Here is an 18,146-nt window from a genome sequence, read left to right as displayed (position 1 = left end):
GACATTAACTATGAATTTGCACGAATATCAGGGCAAACAGCTTTTCGCTGAATATGGCCTGCCGGTATCCCAGGGCATCGCCTGCGATACTCCTCAAGAAGCTGTAGACGCTGCCACTGAAATTGGCGGTGACGCATGGGTTGTCAAAGCACAGGTTCACGCTGGTGGCCGTGGTAAGGCCGGCGGTGTAAAGCTGGTTAAAGACAAAGAAGAAATCCGTGCCTTCGCACAGAACTGGCTGGGCAAAAACCTGGTAACTTACCAGACTGACGAAAACGGCCAGCCGGTCAGCAAGATTCTGGTTGAATCCCTCACCGACATCGACCAGGAGCTGTACCTGGGCGCGGTTGTTGACCGTGGCACCCGTCGTATCGTTTTCATGGCCTCTACTGAAGGCGGCGTGGAAATCGAGAAAGTTGCCGAAGAAACTCCTGAAAAGATCCTGAAGGCCGAAATCGATCCGCTGGTAGGCGCTCAGCCTTACCAGGGCCGCGAGCTGGCATTCAAACTGGGTCTGGAAGGCAAGCAGATCGGTCAGTTCACCAAGATTTTCCTGGGCCTGGCCAAGCTGTTTGAAGAGTGTGACCTGGCTCTGGTTGAGATCAACCCGCTGGTTATCACTCCGGCTGGCGACCTGCACTGCCTGGACGCCAAGCTCGGTGTAGACGGCAACGCCCTGTACCGTCAGAAGAAAATCCACGACATGCGCGATCCTTCCCAGGAAGACGCCCGTGAAGCCGAAGCGGCCAAGTGGGAACTGAACTACGTAGCCCTGGAAGGCAACATCGGTTGTATGGTTAACGGTGCGGGCCTGGCCATGGGTACCATGGACATCATCAAGCTCGCCGGCGGCCAGCCTGCCAACTTCCTGGACGTAGGTGGCGGCGCGACCAAAGAGCGCGTTACTGAAGCGTTCAAGATCATCCTGTCTGACGACGCAGTGCAAGCCGTTCTGGTTAACATCTTCGGTGGTATCGTTCGCTGCGACATGATCGCTGAAGGCATCATCGGTGCCGTTAAAGAAGTAGGCGTTAAAGTGCCGGTTGTGGTTCGTCTGGAAGGCAACAACGCTGACCTGGGCGCCAAGGTTCTGGCTGAAAGTGGCCTGAACATCATCGCCGCCACCAGCCTGGCGGATGCCGCAGAGCAAGTCGTTAAAGCCGCAGGGGGTAAATAATGAGCATCCTGATCAACAAAGACACCAAGGTTATCTGCCAGGGCTTTACCGGCGCACAGGGTACTTTCCACTCTGAGCAAGCCATTGCCTACGGCACCAAGATGGTTGGCGGTGTAAGCCCGGGTAAGGGCGGTACCGAGCACCTGGGTCTGCCGGTGTTCAATACCGTTCGTGACGCTGTAGAAAAGACCGGTGCAGAAGCTACCGTTATCTACGTACCGGCTCCGTTCTGTAAAGACGCCATCATTGAAGCAGCCGATGCCGGCATCAAGCTGATCGTATGTATCACTGAAGGCATCCCGACCATCGACATGCTGTACGCCAAGGAATACGTTGATCGTGCCGGCGTTCGCATGATTGGTCCGAACTGCCCGGGTGTAATCACTCCGGACGAGTGCAAGATCGGCATCATGCCTGGCCATATCCACAAGAAGGGTAAGGTTGGCATCGTATCCCGCTCCGGCACCCTGACTTACGAAGCCGTGAAGCAGACTACTGACTACGGCTTTGGCCAGTCTACTTGTATCGGTATCGGTGGTGACCCGATTCCTGGCTCCAACTTCATCGATATTCTGGCCCTGCTGCAGGAAGATCCGGAAACCGAAGCTATCGTAATGATCGGTGAGATCGGTGGTACTGCCGAAGAAGAAGCGGCTGCGTTCATCAAAGAGAACGTAACCAAGCCGGTGGTTTCCTACATTGCCGGTGTTACTGCACCTCCAGGCAAGCGTATGGGCCACGCGGGCGCCATCATCTCTGGTGGTAAGGGTACTGCAGACGAGAAGTTTGCCGCCCTGGAAGACGCCGGCGTTAAAACCGTGCGCAGCCTGGCCGAAATCGGCAAGGCCCTGAAGGAAGTGACTGGCTGGTAATCAGTCCGGTTTCAAGCCTTTAACAAAACCCCCGGATTCGCGAGAATTCCGGGGGTTTTGCGTTATGTTGCCAGGCTTTTGATTCGCTTTGCTTAACGCAGGGCAGTGTTGCGTCTATAATGCCCGGTCAGCCCGTTTTCCGTGGCCGTATGTATTCTGGCCGAAACGGGCACTTTATAAACAGAAAGAAGGAGTTCGTGCTTTGAGTTCTGTCGATTCCCAGCAAAGAGTGTTGTCCGGCATGCGTCCGACCGGCAAGCTGCACCTCGGCCACTACCACGGTGTGCTGAAAAACTGGGTCAAGCTCCAGCACGAGTATGAGTGCTTCTTCTTCGTTGCAGACTGGCATGCCTTGACCACCCAGTACGACGACACCTCCGGTATCGAGCAAAGTGTTTGGGACATGGTTATCGACTGGCTGGCCGCTGGCGTTAACCCCGGTTCCTCCACCATGTTTATCCAGTCCCAGGTGCCGGAGCACGCAGAACTCAACCTGCTGTTGTCCATGATCACTCCGCTGGGCTGGCTGGAAAGGGTTCCGACTTACAAAGAACAGCAGGAGAAGCTGCGGGAAAAAGACCTGGCCACCTACGGCTTCCTGGGCTATCCGCTGCTGATGTCCTCCGACATCCTGATGTATCGTGCCGGCAAGGTGCCTGTGGGGGCCGACCAGCTTTCCCATGTCGAGATTACCCGGGAAATCGCCCGTCGCTTTAACCATATCTACGGTCGGGAGCCCAACTTCGAAGAGCTTTCGGAAGCGGCCATCGTCAAGATGGGCAAGAAGAACGCCAAGCTTTACCGCAACCTGAAGAAACGTTACCAGGAAGAGGGCGATGTAGAAGCCCTGGAAACTGCCCGGGCACTGTTGAAAGAGCAGCAGAATATTTCCCTGGGCGATCGCGAGCGGCTTTATGGCTACATTGAAGGTGGCGGCAAGGTGATTCTGCCTGAGCCCCAGCCGCTGCTGACCCCGGAATCCAAGATGCCGGGGCTGGACGGACAGAAGATGTCCAAGTCGTACAACAACTACATCGGCCTGCGGGAAGAGCCGGACAGCGTGGCTCAGAAAATTCGCACCATGCAGACCGACCCGCAGCGGGTGCGCCGTACCGACCCTGGCGAACCGGAGAAGTGCCCGGTTTGGGGCATGCACAAGGTGTACTCAGACGAGAAGACCTGCCAGTGGGTACAGGAAGGCTGCCGCAGTGCCGGTATTGGCTGCCTGGATTGTAAGAAACCGCTGATCGATTCCATTATCGAAGAGCAGAAACCGCTGCACGACCGGGCCAGGGAGTATGAGGGCAATCCGGACCTGGTTCGCTCCATCCTTGAAGAAGGGCGTGAGCAGGCCCGTGATGCGGCCCGCGATACCCTTGAGGAAGTCCGCGCGGCCATGGGGCTCAGTTACCGCTGAGCCAGGCCGGGCAACCCCGACCAGAGGTGAAAAGGTATGACGGACGAAAGCACGGAATTAGCTGACGCCCCGGCGGATACCCCGGTGCAGGAGCCCCTTGCACGGGTGTCCGGCAAGCCCCTGGTCGACCTGCCGAAAGATCTCTACATTCCACCGGATGCACTGGCGGTTTTCCTGGAGGCCTTTGAGGGGCCCCTGGATTTACTGTTGTACCTGATTCGCCGCCAGAACATGAACATTCTGGATATCGACGTCAGCGAAATCACCCGGCAGTACATGGATTACATCGGTGCCGTGGAAGCCATGCGCTTCGAACTGGCGGCGGAGTACCTGGTAATGGCCGCCACCCTGGCGGAGATCAAGTCCCGGATGCTGCTGCCTCGCCAGGAAACTGACGATGAGGATGATGTCGATCCGAGGGCAGAGCTGATCCGCCGGCTGCAGCAATACGAGCGGTTCAAGCAGGCGGCAGAAGATATCGACGAAATGCCCCGCATGGAGCGGGACACCTTTGCCGGTTCTGCCGCACTGCCGAAGCTGCCGTCGTCCCAGCCGCACCCGGATGTCGATATGAGGGAGCTTCTGCTGGCGCTGCGTGGCGTACTGCAACGGGCCGACCTGTTTACCAGCCACCATGTGGAGAGGGAACGGCTGTCTACCCGGGAACGCATGTCCCATATCCTGGCCAGCCTTCAGGGAGACCGGTTCGTGACCTTCGAAAGCCTGTTCACCATCGAAGAAGGCCGGCTTGGTGTGGTGGTAACCTTTCTGGCGACGCTGGAACTGGTCAAGGAACAGCTGATTGAAATTGTGCAGGCAGAGGTTCTCGGGTCCATTCACGTGCGCGCCCGTGCTGCCAGCTAAGGGATATCCGGAACCATGAACGAAGAACAGTTGGACCGCATTCGTTGTATTACCGAGGCCGCCCTGCTGGCCGCCGGAAAGCCCCTGTCGCTGGATCAGCTCCGGGAGCTGTTCGACGAAGGCGATCGTCCGGCCCGGCAGGTTATGGAGCATGTGCTGGTGCTGCTGGAGCAGTCCTGTGAAGGCCGCGGATTCGAGCTGAAGAAAGTTGCCAGCGGTTACCGGTTGCAGGTGAGGGAAGAGTTTGCGCCCTGGGTTGGCCGGCTGTTCGAGGAAAAGCCCCAGCGGTATTCCCGGGCGTTGCTGGAAACCCTGGCACTGATTGCCTACCGGCAACCGATTACCCGGGGCGAGATTGAAGAAATCCGTGGCGTTACGGTAAGCAGCAATATCATTCGCACCCTGCTTGAGCGAGAGTGGGTGCGGGTAGTGGGCCATCGCGATGTGCCGGGCAGGCCGGCCATGTATGCCACCACCCGACAATTTCTTGATTATTTCAACCTGACCGGGCTCGATGAGTTGCCTCCGTTGTCGGAAGTGCGGGATCTCGAAGAGATCGGCCGGGAGATAGAACGCAATATGCAGGGCGAAATCGAACTCGATGCGCCCGACCAGACACTTCACTGATGCCAGCGGCATCAGCTATTCAGTAAGGATGTAATACATGGCGGCATCTAGCCCCGGAAAACCAGGCGCAGCAAAGAAACCGGCCCGCGGCGACCAGGCCCTGAGTGAAGGCCCGGAGCGCATTCAGAAACTCCTGGCCCGTGCCGGTGCCGGATCACGCCGGGAAATCGAGGGCTGGATGGAGTCCGGCCGCCTGCTGGTCAACGGCCAGCCGGCACAGCCCGGGCAGAAAGCCACCATTGACGACTCCTTCGAACTGGACGGCAAGGTTCTGGACGTAAGCTCGGCCGCCCAGGTGGTTCGCCGGGTGCTGATCTACAACAAGCCCGAAGGCGAAGTGACCAGCCGTAAAGATCCGGAAGGCCGCCCGACGGTATTTGACCGGCTGCCACGGCTGAAAGATCAGCGCTGGATTTCCATTGGCCGCCTGGATATCAACACCACCGGACTGGTGCTGTTCACCACCGACGGTGAACTGGCTAACCGGCTGATGCACCCGTCCCGCCAGATTGACCGTGAATACGCGGTGCGGGTGTTTGGCGAAGTAGACGACGCCATGCTGGAGCGCTTGCGGGAAGGTGTGTTGCTGGAAGATGGCATGGCCAAGTTCTCCGATATCGCGCCCGCCGGTGGCAGCGGCATGAACCGTTGGTTCCATGTAACCCTGCTGGAAGGTCGCAACCGGGAAGTGCGCCGCCTGTGGGAATCTCAGGGTGTGCGGGTAAGCCGCCTGAAGCGTGTCCGTTACGGGCCGATCTTCCTGCCCAGCCGTCTGACCCTGGGCAAATGGGAAGAGTTGGACCAGAAAGCGGTCGATACCCTGAGTCGCACGGTCGACCTGGCACCGGTGAGCATTCCCCAGAAAACGCCTGGAGAACAGGCTGAACACGATCGGAGGCGCCGCAAGAGCCCGGGTAAATCGCTGCAGCGTGCCCGCAAAGGCAGCTGGCAGGTCTCTGATTCCGCCCCGGCCCGTCCCCAACGTAAACCCCGTAGCTGACCCCTCAACGGTCCCGCCCCTGTCTGCCGGCAATCAAAATGTCCGACAAGGGGGTGGGGCCGGCAAAAGCCTGTGATAAACTCCTGCGTTTGATTGTCCCGCGTTGGCAGAGGTGAGCATCAGGTCTATGAGATTTCAGGCACCGGAAAGTCTTTCCGAACAGATCGCCCAGCATATTGGCCAGAGAATCGTTATCCGGGATCTCAAGCCCGGCGAGCGCATTCAGGAGCTCAAGGTAGCCGGAGAGCTGAACGTCAGCCGTGGCTCCGTGCGGGAGGCGTTGCTGATTCTCGAGCGCCGGCACCTGGTGGAAATCTACCCGCGCCGAGGTGCCGTGGTGTCTGACCTGACCCCGGCCTCTGTGAATGCCCTCTACGACATCTACATCGACCTGCTATGCATGCTCGGGCGCAAGGTGCTGGAACGCTGGTCCGGCGACGAGCTTGGCGGCGTCATGAGCCAGGTACGGGAGATGCAGGCGGTGATCGGCGCCCTGAACTCCCAGGCGCCAGACGCTGCCGAACGGGTGATCGAGGCCGGTTTTGGCGTCATGCGCTACGCCTACAGCCTGGTTGAAAACCCGTTTCTGGAAGAAACCCTGGAAAACTTCCGGCCCGCCATCAGCCGTACCTACTACGTAGCGCTGGATCATTTCCGCAGTGAAATTGCCGAAACCGGCACCTTCTTCCGAAACCTGGCCGATGCGGCCGTAGCCGGTGATGCCGAGCGCCTGCAGAAGGTTATCCAGGACTTCGGTGAACACCAGCGCCAACAGGTACTGAGCATTCTCACGGAGGAGAACGCCTGACATGCGGCTCAAGTCCATTAAACTGGCCGGTTTCAAATCCTTTGTTGATCCAACCACCGTACCGTTCCCGTCGAATATGACGGCGGTAGTGGGGCCGAACGGTTGTGGCAAATCCAACATCATTGACGCCGTTCGCTGGGTAATGGGCGAGAGCTCCGCAAAGTACCTGCGGGGCGAATCCATGACAGACGTTATCTTCAACGGCTCCAGCGCCCGCAAGCCGGTGGGGCAGGCTTCCATCGAGCTGGTGTTTGATAACACCGAGGGTAAGGCGCCGGGCGAGTTCGTCAAATTCAACGAAATTTCGGTAAAACGACGGGTATCCCGGGAAGGCCAGTCCGAATACTTTCTCAATGGCTCCAAGTGCCGCCGTCGAGACATTACAGACCTGTTTCTGGGCACCGGCCTGGGGCCGCGAAGCTACGCCATCATCGAACAGGGTATGATTTCCCGGTTGATCGAAGCCAAGCCGGAGGAATTGCGTGTCTACATCGAAGAAGCGGCCGGAATTTCCAAGTACAAGGAACGCCGCCGGGAAACCGAAAACCGCATCAAGCGTACCCAGGAAAACCTCGACCGGCTGACCGACCTGCGGGAAGAGCTTGGCCGGCAATTGCAGCACCTGGAGCGACAGGCGGCTGCAGCGGAAAAGTACAAAACCTACAAGCAGGAAGAGCGCCAGAAAAAAGCGGAACTTACCGTACTGCGCTGGAAGGCCCTGGATAACGACCTGCAAACCTCGCGTGGCAAGATCCGCGATACCGAGCTGGAGCTTGAAAAACTCCTGACCGAGCGGGTGAACCTGGAAACCTCCCTGGAATCCCTGCGGGAAGCCCACCACGAACGCACCGAACACTTTAACCGAGCTCAGGCCCGCTACTACGAAGCCGGCGCGGATATTGCCCGTATTGAGCAGAGCATCGAACACCAACGGGAACGCAGCCGCCAGACCGCTGCCGAGTTGGACCAGGCCATGGCCAACCAGCGGGAACTGGCCCGGGAGCTGGAACAGGACGAAGACAAGCTGGCGGGCATCCAGGAAGAACTGGATATGCTGGAGCCCGAGCAGGAGAGCCTGGCTATCCGGGCCGAGGAATCCGGCGAGAAGCTCCAGCAGGCCGAGGATGCCATGAGCGACTGGCAGCATCGCTGGGATGAATTCAGCACCCGATCCGCCGATGCTCGCCGCCAGGCGGAGCTTGCCCAGTCCCGCATCCGTTCGCTGGAAGATGCCATCGAGCAGCTGCGCAACCGCAAACAGAAACTGCACGACGAGAACGAGCTACTGGAAGGCCAGCTGGACCGGGCAGAGCTGGAAGACCTGCTGGAACAGCAGGAAACCCTGGAGCTCCAGCGGGAAGAAGCGCAGGAGCGTATTCAGTCTCTGCAGGATGACGTTTATAACGCACGCCAGAAACTCCGCGATGCAGAACATCAGGTACAGGAGCATCGCCAGCGGGTGCAAAGCCTGCGGGCTTCCCTGGAGTCCCAGCAATCCCTGCTGGACGAACAGATGGGCAGCCAGGACGATGCGCTGCAACAATGGCTTTCAGATAACGGCCTTTCCGATGCGCCCCGGCTGGCGACCCGCCTGGCAATCGAAGACGGCTGGGAGTTTGCGGTTGAGCAGGTAATAGGCCGGTTCACCCAGGGCCTTTCGTTGCCCGGCTTTGATCAGCTGACGGGTGCGCTGGAACAGGCTCCCAGAGGCCTGGCTGTGGTTTCGGAAAATGGCCATGGCAGCCCGGAAAGCTCCGGGCTTGCCGCCAGGGTATCCGGCGTCCCGGCGCTGGATGCCATGCTGGCAAACATTGATGTGGCGGAATCTGCCGCCGATGCACTCGCGCGCCGTGAGCAACTGGCGCCGGCCGCCAGCCTGATTACCCGTGAAGGGATCTGGGTTGCCCGGGACTGGGTACTGATGCCGGATTCCGACGCCGGCCAGGTGGGCGTGATTGAGCGCCAGAAAAAGGTCACCGAGCTTGAAGCCCTGCTGGCGGAAGCCGAAGAACAGCTAGAAACCGCTAGCGAACAGCTGGAACTTTTGCAGGAGCAGGGCGAACGGGCAGAGACCGCCCGGGAAGAAGCCCAGGCCAGAATCAGCGAAACCGAGCGCGATCTGGCAGCGCTGGCATCCCGCGCCAGCGGCCTGAAAGCCCGGGCAGAGCAGATTGATGCCCGGCTGTCCCGCATTCGCGACGATATTGAAGAAGTGACCGCGAGCCTGGAAGGCCAGCAGGAAAGTCTGCTGGAAGCCCGGGAGGAATGGGATATTGCGCTGGCCTCCAGCGAAGACTCCGATGAAGAAAAAGAACGCCTGCTGGAACAGCGGGATAGCCTCAGGGAGAACCTTGACCGCCTGCGCCAGGATGCCCGCCACGATCGTGACCACACCCACCAGCTGCAGCTGCAACTGCAAACCCTGCAAAGCCAGCGTGACGGCCTGAAACAGACCATCGACCGGATGCAGCTCCAGAAAGAGCGCCTGGAAGAGCGGCTGGACGTGCTCCGGGAGGCCCGGGAAACCGCCGAAGAGCCTGTGGAAGACCTGCAAATGCAACTCGAAGGCCTGCTGGAGCGCCGGCTGGCGGAAGAAGAAAAGCTGGGTGCCGCCCGGGATGCCCTGGAAGATATTGACAGGGAAGTGCGGGATCGGGAGCAGGGCCGCAGCCGTACCGAACACGTGGTGCAGGACGTCCGTGCACAGCTCGAAAAGCTAAAGATGGAATCCCAGGCGCTGGAGATTCGCGCTGGAAATTATATTGAACAACTCAGAGAGTTAGACGTTAAACTTCAGGTGGTACTTGAGCAATTGCCAGAGGACGCCGAGGAAAAAGTCTGGGCCGAAGAGCTGGAAAAGATCGGCAATCGCATCCAGCGGCTCGGGGCCATCAACCTGGCTGCCATCGAGGAGTACCAGGTTCAGGGTGAGCGCAAGAACTACCTGGATGAGCAGCACAATGATCTGATGGAAGCGCTGGAAACCCTGGATAATGCGATCCGCAAGATCGACCGGGAAACCCGTCAGCGTTTCAAGGAAACTTTTGACCAGGTGAACGGTGGGCTGCAGGCGTTGTTCCCGAAAGTGTTCGGGGGAGGTAATGCCTACCTGGAGCTGACCGGGGAAGACCTCCTGGAAACCGGCGTCGCCATCATGGCCCGGCCCCCGGGCAAGAAGAACAGTACCATTCACCTGTTGTCCGGTGGTGAAAAGGCCCTGACGGCCATTGCCCTGGTATTTTCCATTTTCCAGCTCAACCCGGCGCCTTTCTGTATGCTGGATGAGGTCGATGCCCCGCTGGATGATGCCAACGTTGGCCGGTATGCCAATATGGTCAAAGAGATGTCCAAACAGGTACAGTTCATCTACATTACCCATAACAAGATCGCTATGGAGCTGGCTGACCAGTTGATGGGGGTGACCATGCACGAACCGGGCTGTTCGCGACTGGTATCGGTAGACGTAGACGAGGCAGCGGCCCTGGCCGAAGCCTGACGGGTTGGCGAAAAAGCCGCCAACCATGACAATAACGCCATCTGGGCCCGGTGTGCGTTGTATTCATTACGGGCTTTTCTTAGAGTAGCAACGTTCCGAACTGCAAACAGGACAGCAGCTTATGTCACTTAGGGAATGGTTAATCGCCATAGGTACCCTGGTAATTATTGTAATCGTGGTCGACGGTATCCGTCGCATGCATCGAGCCCGCAAGGAATCCATGGCGATTTCTTCTGGCATGGGTGCCGATGAACTTAAAGAGTCCCCGCTGGATGACGAATACAACCCGGAACTGCCGAATGGCGGAGCCCGCATAGTTTCCCGGGGTAACCTGGAAGAGCGGGGCTATGTCACCCGCGACACCTCCGAACCGGACGGTTATGACGATGACGTGGAACCTGAAACAGGCTGGGGTGCCATTGATGATGAGCCCGAAGAACCTGTTCAGACACGTGTGCAGTCCCGGCCGGAACAGCCCCGGGAGTTTGCGGAGCCGGAGCCGGTGGTTGAGCCGGAGCCCGAACCCGCCCCTGAGCCACAACCGGAAGTGCGCCAGCCGTCACGGCCGGTCAAGGAGCAGGAGCCTCCGGTTGTCACCTCCGAGGTGGAAGAAGATACCGCCCGCAGGGAGCCTGTGAAACCCCGTGGTAACCAGCCTCTGGCCGGTGCCAACCGCCCGGAAGCCCGGGAAGTACTGGTCATCAACGTGTTGTCCCGCAGTGGCGAGGAGTTTTCGGGCCCGGTCCTGAAAAAGCTGTTTGAAGCCTGTGGCCTGGAGCACGGCGACATGGATATTTACCATCGCCACGAAGGCTCCGATACCACCACGCCGGTGCAGTTCAGTGTGGCGAACGCGGTAGAGCCGGGCACCTTCCGGCCGCAGGACATGCCCGGGATGAAAACGCCGGGTATCAGCTTTTTCATGAGCCTGCCCGGGCCGTCAAACGCCATGCAGGCATTCGAATTCATGCTGGAAACTGCCCAGACCGTGGTCCGCAACATGGGTGGCGAGCTGAAAGACGAGCGCCGCAGTGTGATGACACCGCAAACCATCGAGCATTGCCGCCAGCGAATCCGTGAATTCGAGCGAAAACAACGTTCCCATCGGGCCTAACACCCAGCCAGGACTCCCGACCTGATGACCAAAGCTTCTGCAGAAATCCAGCAGCGCGTAGCTGAGCTACGCGCCAATCTTGAAGACCACAATTACTACTACTACGTTCTGGACGAGCCCAGAATCCCCGATGCCGAGTACGACCGGCTGTTCCGGGAGCTTCAGCAACTGGAGCGGGAACATCCGGAGCTGGCTTCTGACGACTCGCCTACCCGCAGGGTAGGCAGCACCCGCGACACCAGCTTCGCCGAAGTGACCCACCGGCTGCCGATGCTGTCGCTGGACAACGCCTTCAGCGAAGATGAACTGCGGGACTTCGACCGCCGGATCCGCGACCGCCTGAACACCGAAGACTCCATTGAGTACGTCTGCGAACCCAAGCTCGATGGCCTTGCGGTGAGCCTGCATTACGAGAACGGACTGCTGACCCGCGCCGCCACCCGGGGCGATGGCTACACCGGGGAAGACATCACCGCCAACATCCGAACGATTCCGTCTGTACCGCTGAAGCTTCGGGGCAGCGGCTATCCGGAGCTGGTAGAGGTGCGTGGCGAGGTGTACATGCCCAAAGCCGGGTTCGAGAAACTGAACCAGCGGCTGGCAGAGCAGGACGAGAAGACCTTTGTTAACCCGCGTAATGCCGCCGCCGGCAGCCTGCGCCAGAAGAAATCTACCGTCACCGCCAGGCGCCCGCTGGAGTTCTGCGCCTACAGCATGGCAGTAACGGACGAAAGCGTGCTGCCTGGCACCCACTGGGACAGCCTTCAGCTGGTGAGCGACTGGGGTTTCCGGATCAACCCGGAAATGCGCAAGGCCGAGGGTGCGGAAGCCTGCTTGCAGGCCTACAACGAGCTGATGGAAAAGCGTGACAGCCTGCCCTATGAAATCGACGGCATCGTGTTCAAGGTGAACCGCCTGGATCTCCAGCAACAGCTCGGGTTTGTCTCCAGGGCACCGCGCTGGGCCATTGCCCACAAGTTCCCGGCCCAGGAAGAGCTGACGGTCATTGAAGACGTCGAATTCCAGGTGGGCCGCACCGGCGCTGTTACTCCGGTTGCACGCCTGAAACCGGTGTTTGTCGGCGGCGTCACGGTTTCCAACGCCACCCTGCATAACATGGATGAAATCCGCCGTCTGGATGTGCACATCGGCGATACCGTGTTCATTCGCCGGGCAGGCGATGTGATCCCGCAGGTGGTGAAGGTGGTGCCGGAAAAACGCCCGGCTAACGCACCTTCCGTTGAAATGCCGGCCCATTGCCCGGTTTGCGGTTCCGACATTGTCCAGATTGAGGGTGAGGCGGTAGCACGCTGTTCCGGCGGCCTGTACTGCCCGGCCCAGCGCAAAGAAGCCATCCGCCATTATGCCTCCCGCAAGGCGATGGATATTGAAGGCCTTGGCGACCGGCTCATTGAAGTGCTGGTGGATGAAGACATGGTGAGCACGGTAGCGGACCTGTACCGATTGACCAAGTTCCAGCTGGCCAGCCTTGAGCGCATGGGCGACAAGTCTGCCGGCAACCTGGTGGCGGCCATCGACCGTTCCCGTAACCCGGTACTCTGGCGCTTCCTGTATGCGTTGGGCATTCGGGAAGTGGGTGAGGCCACGGCCAAGTCCCTGGCGTCCCATTTCGGAACCCTGGAGGCCGTTGCCGGGGCGGATGAGGAAGCCTTGCAGCTGGTTCAGGATGTCGGCCCGATCGTGGCTGGTCATATCCGCAGTTTCTTTGATCAACCCCACAACCAGGAAACCCTGCAAGCGCTTAAAGAAGCGGGGGTTACCTGGCAGGAAGAGCAAGTGGTGGCTGCTGAAGAACAGCCGCTGGCGGGTGAAACCTGGGTGCTCACCGGCACCTTGTCGCAAATGACCCGGGACCAGGCCAAGGAAAAGCTGGAGCGCCTGGGTGCCAAGGTAGCTGGCAGCGTCTCGAAAAAGACCGCTTGCGTGGTGGCGGGAGAAGCGGCCGGCTCCAAGCTCGCAAAAGCTGAGCAACTGGGTGTGCCGGTGCTGGACGAAGATGGATTGCTGGCCCTGCTCAAGGAGCACGGCTTAGAGGCCTGAAGGCCGCTGGCCGGTGAATCTGAGAACTCGCGCAGATCCCCCGGAGAACAAATTGGCTACCATGGCGTTGACCTGTAACGGTGTGTAAACCGGTTGGCTGTACGCAACCGGACACCGCCATAACAACAACGTCTTGAAACGGATTTTTGCATGCGCGCCGATTTGTTCTCCCGCACTTTTTCGACGGGCCGGCTTGCGGGCCTGGCTCTGGTTGCCCTGGCCGCGGCCGGCTGTAAAACCGAAAAGGATCCGGACGACCCTACATTGCTGGGCGCACCGCCTACCACGGCATACATCGGCGTTGAGTACTACTACAACTGGGGTGCCTACGGTGGCGAAGGCATCCTCGATTATTCCCTCACCAATGCACCGGCCTGGCTGGCCCTGGAAGATACCAGCAACAAGGCCCGGCAGGGCGTCATCATGCGCGGTGTGCCGGGGCTGACCGGCGGCGAGCGCGGCCTGGCCGACCTCGGCAAAACCGAAGATATCGATATCGTGACTACTGATGGCCGCAGGGCCGGGTTCCAGCCGTTTGATATCGAAGTGAAGCACAACCTGGTTTCAGTGGAGGCACCGGAGTTTACCGAAGGTGAACTTCTGGAGATCAGCGCTCCGAGGGGTGAACACTGTGCATTGCCGGACCTTGAGCCGGAAGGTGCCCACAGTGCTTCCGAAACGGCTGCCCAGCCAACCCGCCGGGTGTATGCCAAAGTCCGGCTTGAACGGCCATCTGTTACCCGAGTTTCCATTGCCTTCCAGCTGGAGTCGGATTTCACCTGTGAAGATCCCGTTGGAGCTATTTCCCGGGAATGCCATTCCGCCGACAGCAATATGGGCCGCGCGATTGTCGGGCAGGACATTGTGGCTCTTGGCAGCGGCTCGGACCACCCGGTTGATGAAGAGGGCAATGAGCTGGCCTACGTAACGTATCAGGAAGGCCCCGAAGGCTTCTACGACCGGGGTGTCGTTACCCTGGAGCCCGGTATCAGTGAATGCTATATCCCGCTGGAAGTGATTGATGACAGGGTGGCGGAACCCACCGAGCAGGCTCGACTGGCCCTGACGGAGGTTCGTGATGGCCTGGCGTCTCTTGGCAATAATAACGCCGGTATCAGCACCAACCTGGCCATTGCCGATAACGAACCGATGGTTGCCCTGCGAACCCTGAACGGCGGCACCAGGGACACGCTGAATGTTGATCCGGAGGTGACCGATGTAACCTCTGCGGGTTACAACGAGGAGCAGGTTTACGCTGCCATCCTGACTGGCGAGCGGGAAGGGCAGGTAAATGTAAAACTGACGGTTAGCGAACAGGGTTCTACCGTCGGAACCGGAGATTTTGTGATTGTCCAGGCCCCCGAGACTCTTCAGGGCCTTACGCTGGATCCTGAGCCCGGCACTAATGAACTGGTGTTCCCGGCAGGCGTGAACGAGGTGCAGTTCAGTATTACCGCGAAGGACTACGCAGACACCGCCGAAAGCCTGCATGACCGCCTCGCGATCCTGGTTGTCGATGTGAAGGGACAGGCCGGCCTCGAGAACTTTGCCCGGGGCGAAAGCGACGAGCTGATGACCCTCAGCTTTAACCGACAGATAACGCCACTGACCTGGACGGACGGATTTGTGCCCACAGACATGGCCACTGGCTCGCAGGGTGAACTGTATGTGGCGGGTCGTGGCTTCGATGATGTGCTTCAGGTACGTATCTACGACCAGACAGGCGCGCAGTCGGGCTCCACGCTTGAATTGAATGCCGGCGCAAAGGCAGCGGCCACGGAGGTGTACCTGGCCCTGGGTAAGCGAACCGAGCGGGTTGACGGTCGCAGTACAACCTACGAAGAGTTGGTGGTGGCTTATTCTGACGCTGGTCAGGCTGTTGTGGAGTTATACCGCAAAGACGGGGACACCGGTGCCTACGGACCGGTATTCGACAACTACAGGCTGGAGTTTGGCTCCTCCGGTAATGATGCCGTCAAACGAGTGGGCTATCAGGGCACCAATGGCAACCTGGTGGTTGCCGGTGAATCCGACGGCGTCTGGGGTGGACAGAGCAATTCCGGTGGCATCGACACCTTCCTGGCAGTGGTTGAAACCATCGGTGAGAAACTCAAGCTTAAGGAAGTCCGCCAGGAAGGCTCAACCGGCAATGACAGGGTAGCCGGCGCCAGCACCGAGTTCTCAACTCCTATGCTGTTTGGCTACGCACCCGGCGTGGTTGATGGCAACGGTGCTGTGGGGCCGTTCTTCTATTCGGGCACGGCAGACGGCGCGGTATACGGTATTGGTGGTGATGCCTCGGAACAACTCCGCCACGGCTTGTATGCAAACAGTACCGCATGGCTGATCGGTGACGGCCCCTGGAGCTACAGTTTGATTGAAGCGGAAGAGGGCGATAACGAGCTGGAGCGTACAACAGGTGCAACGGCCGGGTTTGTGCTGGGCTTCACCAGTATCGGCGTGCCCAAGGCTGCGTTCACCCTTGCCTCCGTTGCAGACGCCGCTGTGAACTCTCTGGACAAGGGCGTCGCACTGGCAAGTGATGTGATTGCTGCCGGAACGCTGGATGGTGGCCAGGGCCTGTTGGCACGGGTGACCACCCAGAAGGAGCCGGAGCTTTATCAGAGCTGGCAAAAAGCGCTGGCGGAGCCGGGTGTGCAGTTCCTGGGCCTCGGCAACTACCGGGATGATGAGATTGTGGCCCTGGTGAACTCCGATGCCGGACACCAGATTCTTCTGTTCAGCCCGGAAGGGCGGTTGCTGACAGCTCCGGCTGATAATCCATGAGCTGAAGATCCATAAAGTGGGTCGAGGTTACCCTGAGCCGCAAGTCAGTCCGGCTTGGGGTATAACCTCGAGCTTTCCACCCGGCGGATCAGCGGCTCCGGCAAGCTCAATGGCTGGCCGGTTATCCGGTCCGCCAGGTACTCTGCCATCAGTGGTGCCCAGGTCAGGCCCTTGCTGCCGTATCCGGTCAGCAGGTAGGCGCCAGGCACTTCCTGCCCGTTTTCATCCTTGAGTTCGCCAGCCACCGGCTGATAATCATGGCTGGCGCAACGGAAAGAAACCCGACCTGCAAGCTCGCTGGCATCAGGCCCATGGTCGCCCATGACGGCAGGCAGCAGCTCTGCCAGTTGATCGATATTTTCCTGGTGGCTTTCCAGTGTAACGTCCGGGTTGTTGTCTCTCAGGTCAAAGGTCGCACCGGTTACTGCGATTCCACTCATGGCCGGGTTCAGGTACTTGGTTCCACAGATGACCGCCCCTGGCAGGTTGTATTTTTCTGCGGGCAAGCAGGTGACCTGTCCCCGGATGGGCTTCAGCCGCAGTTTACCGTTGGCCGGGTTCAGGCTGGCGGACTCGTGACCGCCTGCAATCACCAGCCTCGCTGCGCTCAGCCGCTGGCCTTCCAGACTTTCAATCGTCCAGCCTTTGCCGTCAGACCTCACCGTGCGTACATTGAAACCAAATACCTGTTGGATTCCCGGGTGGTCGGCAAGGGCAGCGCAGGCCTTTGCCGGCTCAAGCCAGCCGGAACCGGGAAACCACAGGCCGCTGGCCGTTACCTTCAGGCCGGCGCGCTTCGAACCAAGCTCTTCATCCACCGGTTCCAGCAGTTCGACCGGGTACTGGCAGCGTTCAAGGAATTTCTGCTGACGATGCTGCTCCTGCTCGTTGGAAGCAAGCTGCAGCAGGCCAGTGGGGTGCCAGAACTGTCCGGCCCAGCGCCGGTAATAGCGCTGGCTGAAACTCAACGCGGTTGCGGCCAGTTCGGTCTGGGCATTGTATTCCACGCCCAGTTTCACATAGAGCGCGCCCTGAGCATTACCGGAGGCACCGGCGCCGGGCTGATCGGCCCGGTCAATCAGCACGACGGGAACACCCCGTTCCGCAAGGTTGCGGGCGAGGGTGGTGCCGGCAATTCCGGCACCGATGATCGCCACTGTTGATCGGTAAGCTGTTCCGGAGTCAGCCCCGGAAGCCTCAAGCTGGCCGGTCAGCATTTCCCGCTTGCGACCGAAGCCCGGTACCTTTTGCATGGAAAACCCGGCATCGATCAGTGCCCGGTGCACCCGACCCACAGAGGTGAAGGTGGCCAGCGTGGTGCCGGGTTTGCTGTGGTTGCGAATCTGGCCGATGGCGCCTTCCAGCCACATCTCCGGATTCAGCGACGGGGCAAAGCCGTCCAGGAACCAGGCATCCGCCTGGAAGGAGAGGTCTCGCCAGGCATCCAGAACATCACCGAAATACAACGTCAGCCGGATTCGCCCGCCCGCCAGTACCAGCCGGTGAGTACCCTGAATCAGTGGTGGGTAATGGGCGATGAGTTCGGCAGCCTGGGGGGCAAGCTCCGGCCAGAAAGACAGGGCTTTTTCCAGGTCACTCCGGGTCAGGGGAAACCGCTCCACAGACACAAAGTGCAGAATGGCAGAATCATCTTTCGGCCGGCAGTTGAACCACTCGGCCCAGGCGGCCAGGAAGTTCAGACCGGTACCAAAGCCGGTTTCCGCAACCACAAAATGACGGTTATCGGCCAGCTCAGCAAAGCGCTCCCGGAGCCGGTTGCGGCCGATGAATACATAGCGGGTTTCTTCCAGCCCGTTGTCGCGACTGAAGTAGACATCACCAAAGCGGGCAGATTCCGGAACACCATCGCGCCAGACAAGATCCGCCGGCTCCATGGCCGGCGGCAGAACAGGGTTGGTCATA

The 18,146-nt window shown here is 59.6% G+C and carries 12 protein-coding genes; 11 read left to right on the top strand and 1 reads right to left on the bottom strand.

The window, feature by feature from the left end; all coding sequences use genetic code 11:
• The first annotated feature begins 10 nt into the window (after nt 1–10).
• The 11 genes from sucC (at nt 11) to LWH94_RS04805 (ending at nt 16,223) form a co-directional block, all read left to right on the top strand.
• Entirely contained in the window at nt 11–1,177 is a 1,167-nt protein-coding gene (sucC, locus tag LWH94_RS04855; protein ID WP_058340551.1) for an ADP-forming succinate--CoA ligase subunit beta, read from the top strand.
• Nucleotides 1,177–2,049 (top strand): succinate--CoA ligase subunit alpha, encoded by an 873-nt coding sequence (gene sucD, locus LWH94_RS04850; protein ID WP_058340552.1) that lies wholly within the window; start codon nt 1,177–1,179, stop codon nt 2,047–2,049. The genes sucC and sucD overlap by 1 nt, the downstream gene beginning before the upstream one ends.
• Before the next feature lie 202 nt (nt 2,050–2,251).
• The gene (locus LWH94_RS04845) at nt 2,252–3,466 is read left to right on the top strand and encodes a tryptophan--tRNA ligase (protein ID WP_082640904.1); all 1,215 of its coding nucleotides are present in this window, start codon (nt 2,252–2,254) and stop codon (nt 3,464–3,466) included.
• A 36-nt stretch (nt 3,467–3,502) separates the two neighbouring features.
• Nucleotides 3,503–4,330 (top strand): segregation and condensation protein A, encoded by an 828-nt coding sequence (locus tag LWH94_RS04840; RefSeq protein ID WP_058340553.1) that lies wholly within the window; start codon nt 3,503–3,505, stop codon nt 4,328–4,330.
• A 15-nt stretch (nt 4,331–4,345) separates the two neighbouring features.
• Nucleotides 4,346–4,957 carry an SMC-Scp complex subunit ScpB gene (gene scpB / locus LWH94_RS04835; protein WP_094625074.1) on the top strand — a complete coding sequence of 204 codons (612 nt, stop codon included), beginning with the start codon at nt 4,346–4,348 and terminating at the stop codon, nt 4,955–4,957.
• 37 nt (nt 4,958–4,994) lie between these two features.
• Complete coding sequence (rluB, locus tag LWH94_RS04830; RefSeq protein ID WP_058340555.1) at nt 4,995–5,957, top strand: 23S rRNA pseudouridine(2605) synthase RluB; 963 nt, start codon at nt 4,995–4,997, stop codon at nt 5,955–5,957.
• Between the two features lie 127 nt (nt 5,958–6,084).
• Complete coding sequence (locus tag LWH94_RS04825; protein WP_232901435.1) at nt 6,085–6,765, top strand: GntR family transcriptional regulator; 681 nt, start codon at nt 6,085–6,087, stop codon at nt 6,763–6,765.
• 1 nt (nt 6,766) lies between these two features.
• On the top strand, nt 6,767–10,261 hold the full coding sequence (smc, locus tag LWH94_RS04820; protein ID WP_232901434.1) for a chromosome segregation protein SMC: 3,495 nt from the start codon (nt 6,767–6,769) through the stop codon (nt 10,259–10,261).
• A 121-nt stretch (nt 10,262–10,382) separates the two neighbouring features.
• The gene (gene zipA, locus LWH94_RS04815; protein ID WP_232901433.1) at nt 10,383–11,375 is read left to right on the top strand and encodes a cell division protein ZipA; all 993 of its coding nucleotides are present in this window, start codon (nt 10,383–10,385) and stop codon (nt 11,373–11,375) included.
• Nucleotides 11,376–11,399: 24 nt separating this feature from the next.
• On the top strand, nt 11,400–13,436 hold the full coding sequence (ligA, locus tag LWH94_RS04810) for an NAD-dependent DNA ligase LigA (protein WP_232901432.1): 2,037 nt from the start codon (nt 11,400–11,402) through the stop codon (nt 13,434–13,436).
• A 150-nt stretch (nt 13,437–13,586) separates the two neighbouring features.
• Nucleotides 13,587–16,223, top strand: a complete 2,637-nt coding sequence (locus tag LWH94_RS04805) for a hypothetical protein (RefSeq protein ID WP_232901431.1) — start codon at nt 13,587–13,589, stop codon at nt 16,221–16,223.
• Between the two features lie 44 nt (nt 16,224–16,267).
• On the opposite strand, the gene mnmC is transcribed toward LWH94_RS04805, so the two are convergent.
• Entirely contained in the window at nt 16,268–18,145 is a 1,878-nt protein-coding gene (mnmC, locus tag LWH94_RS04800) for a bifunctional tRNA (5-methylaminomethyl-2-thiouridine)(34)-methyltransferase MnmD/FAD-dependent 5-carboxymethylaminomethyl-2-thiouridine(34) oxidoreductase MnmC (RefSeq protein ID WP_232901430.1), read from the bottom strand.
• Between the last annotated feature and the right edge of the window lies 1 nt (nt 18,146).

The sequence above is a fragment of the Marinobacter sp. G11 genome (genome assembly GCF_021282325.1).
In the GTDB taxonomy this organism is placed as follows: Bacteria; Pseudomonadota; Gammaproteobacteria; order Pseudomonadales; family Oleiphilaceae; genus Marinobacter; species Marinobacter vinifirmus.
This window is presented reverse-complemented; position numbering and strand designations above follow the sequence as displayed.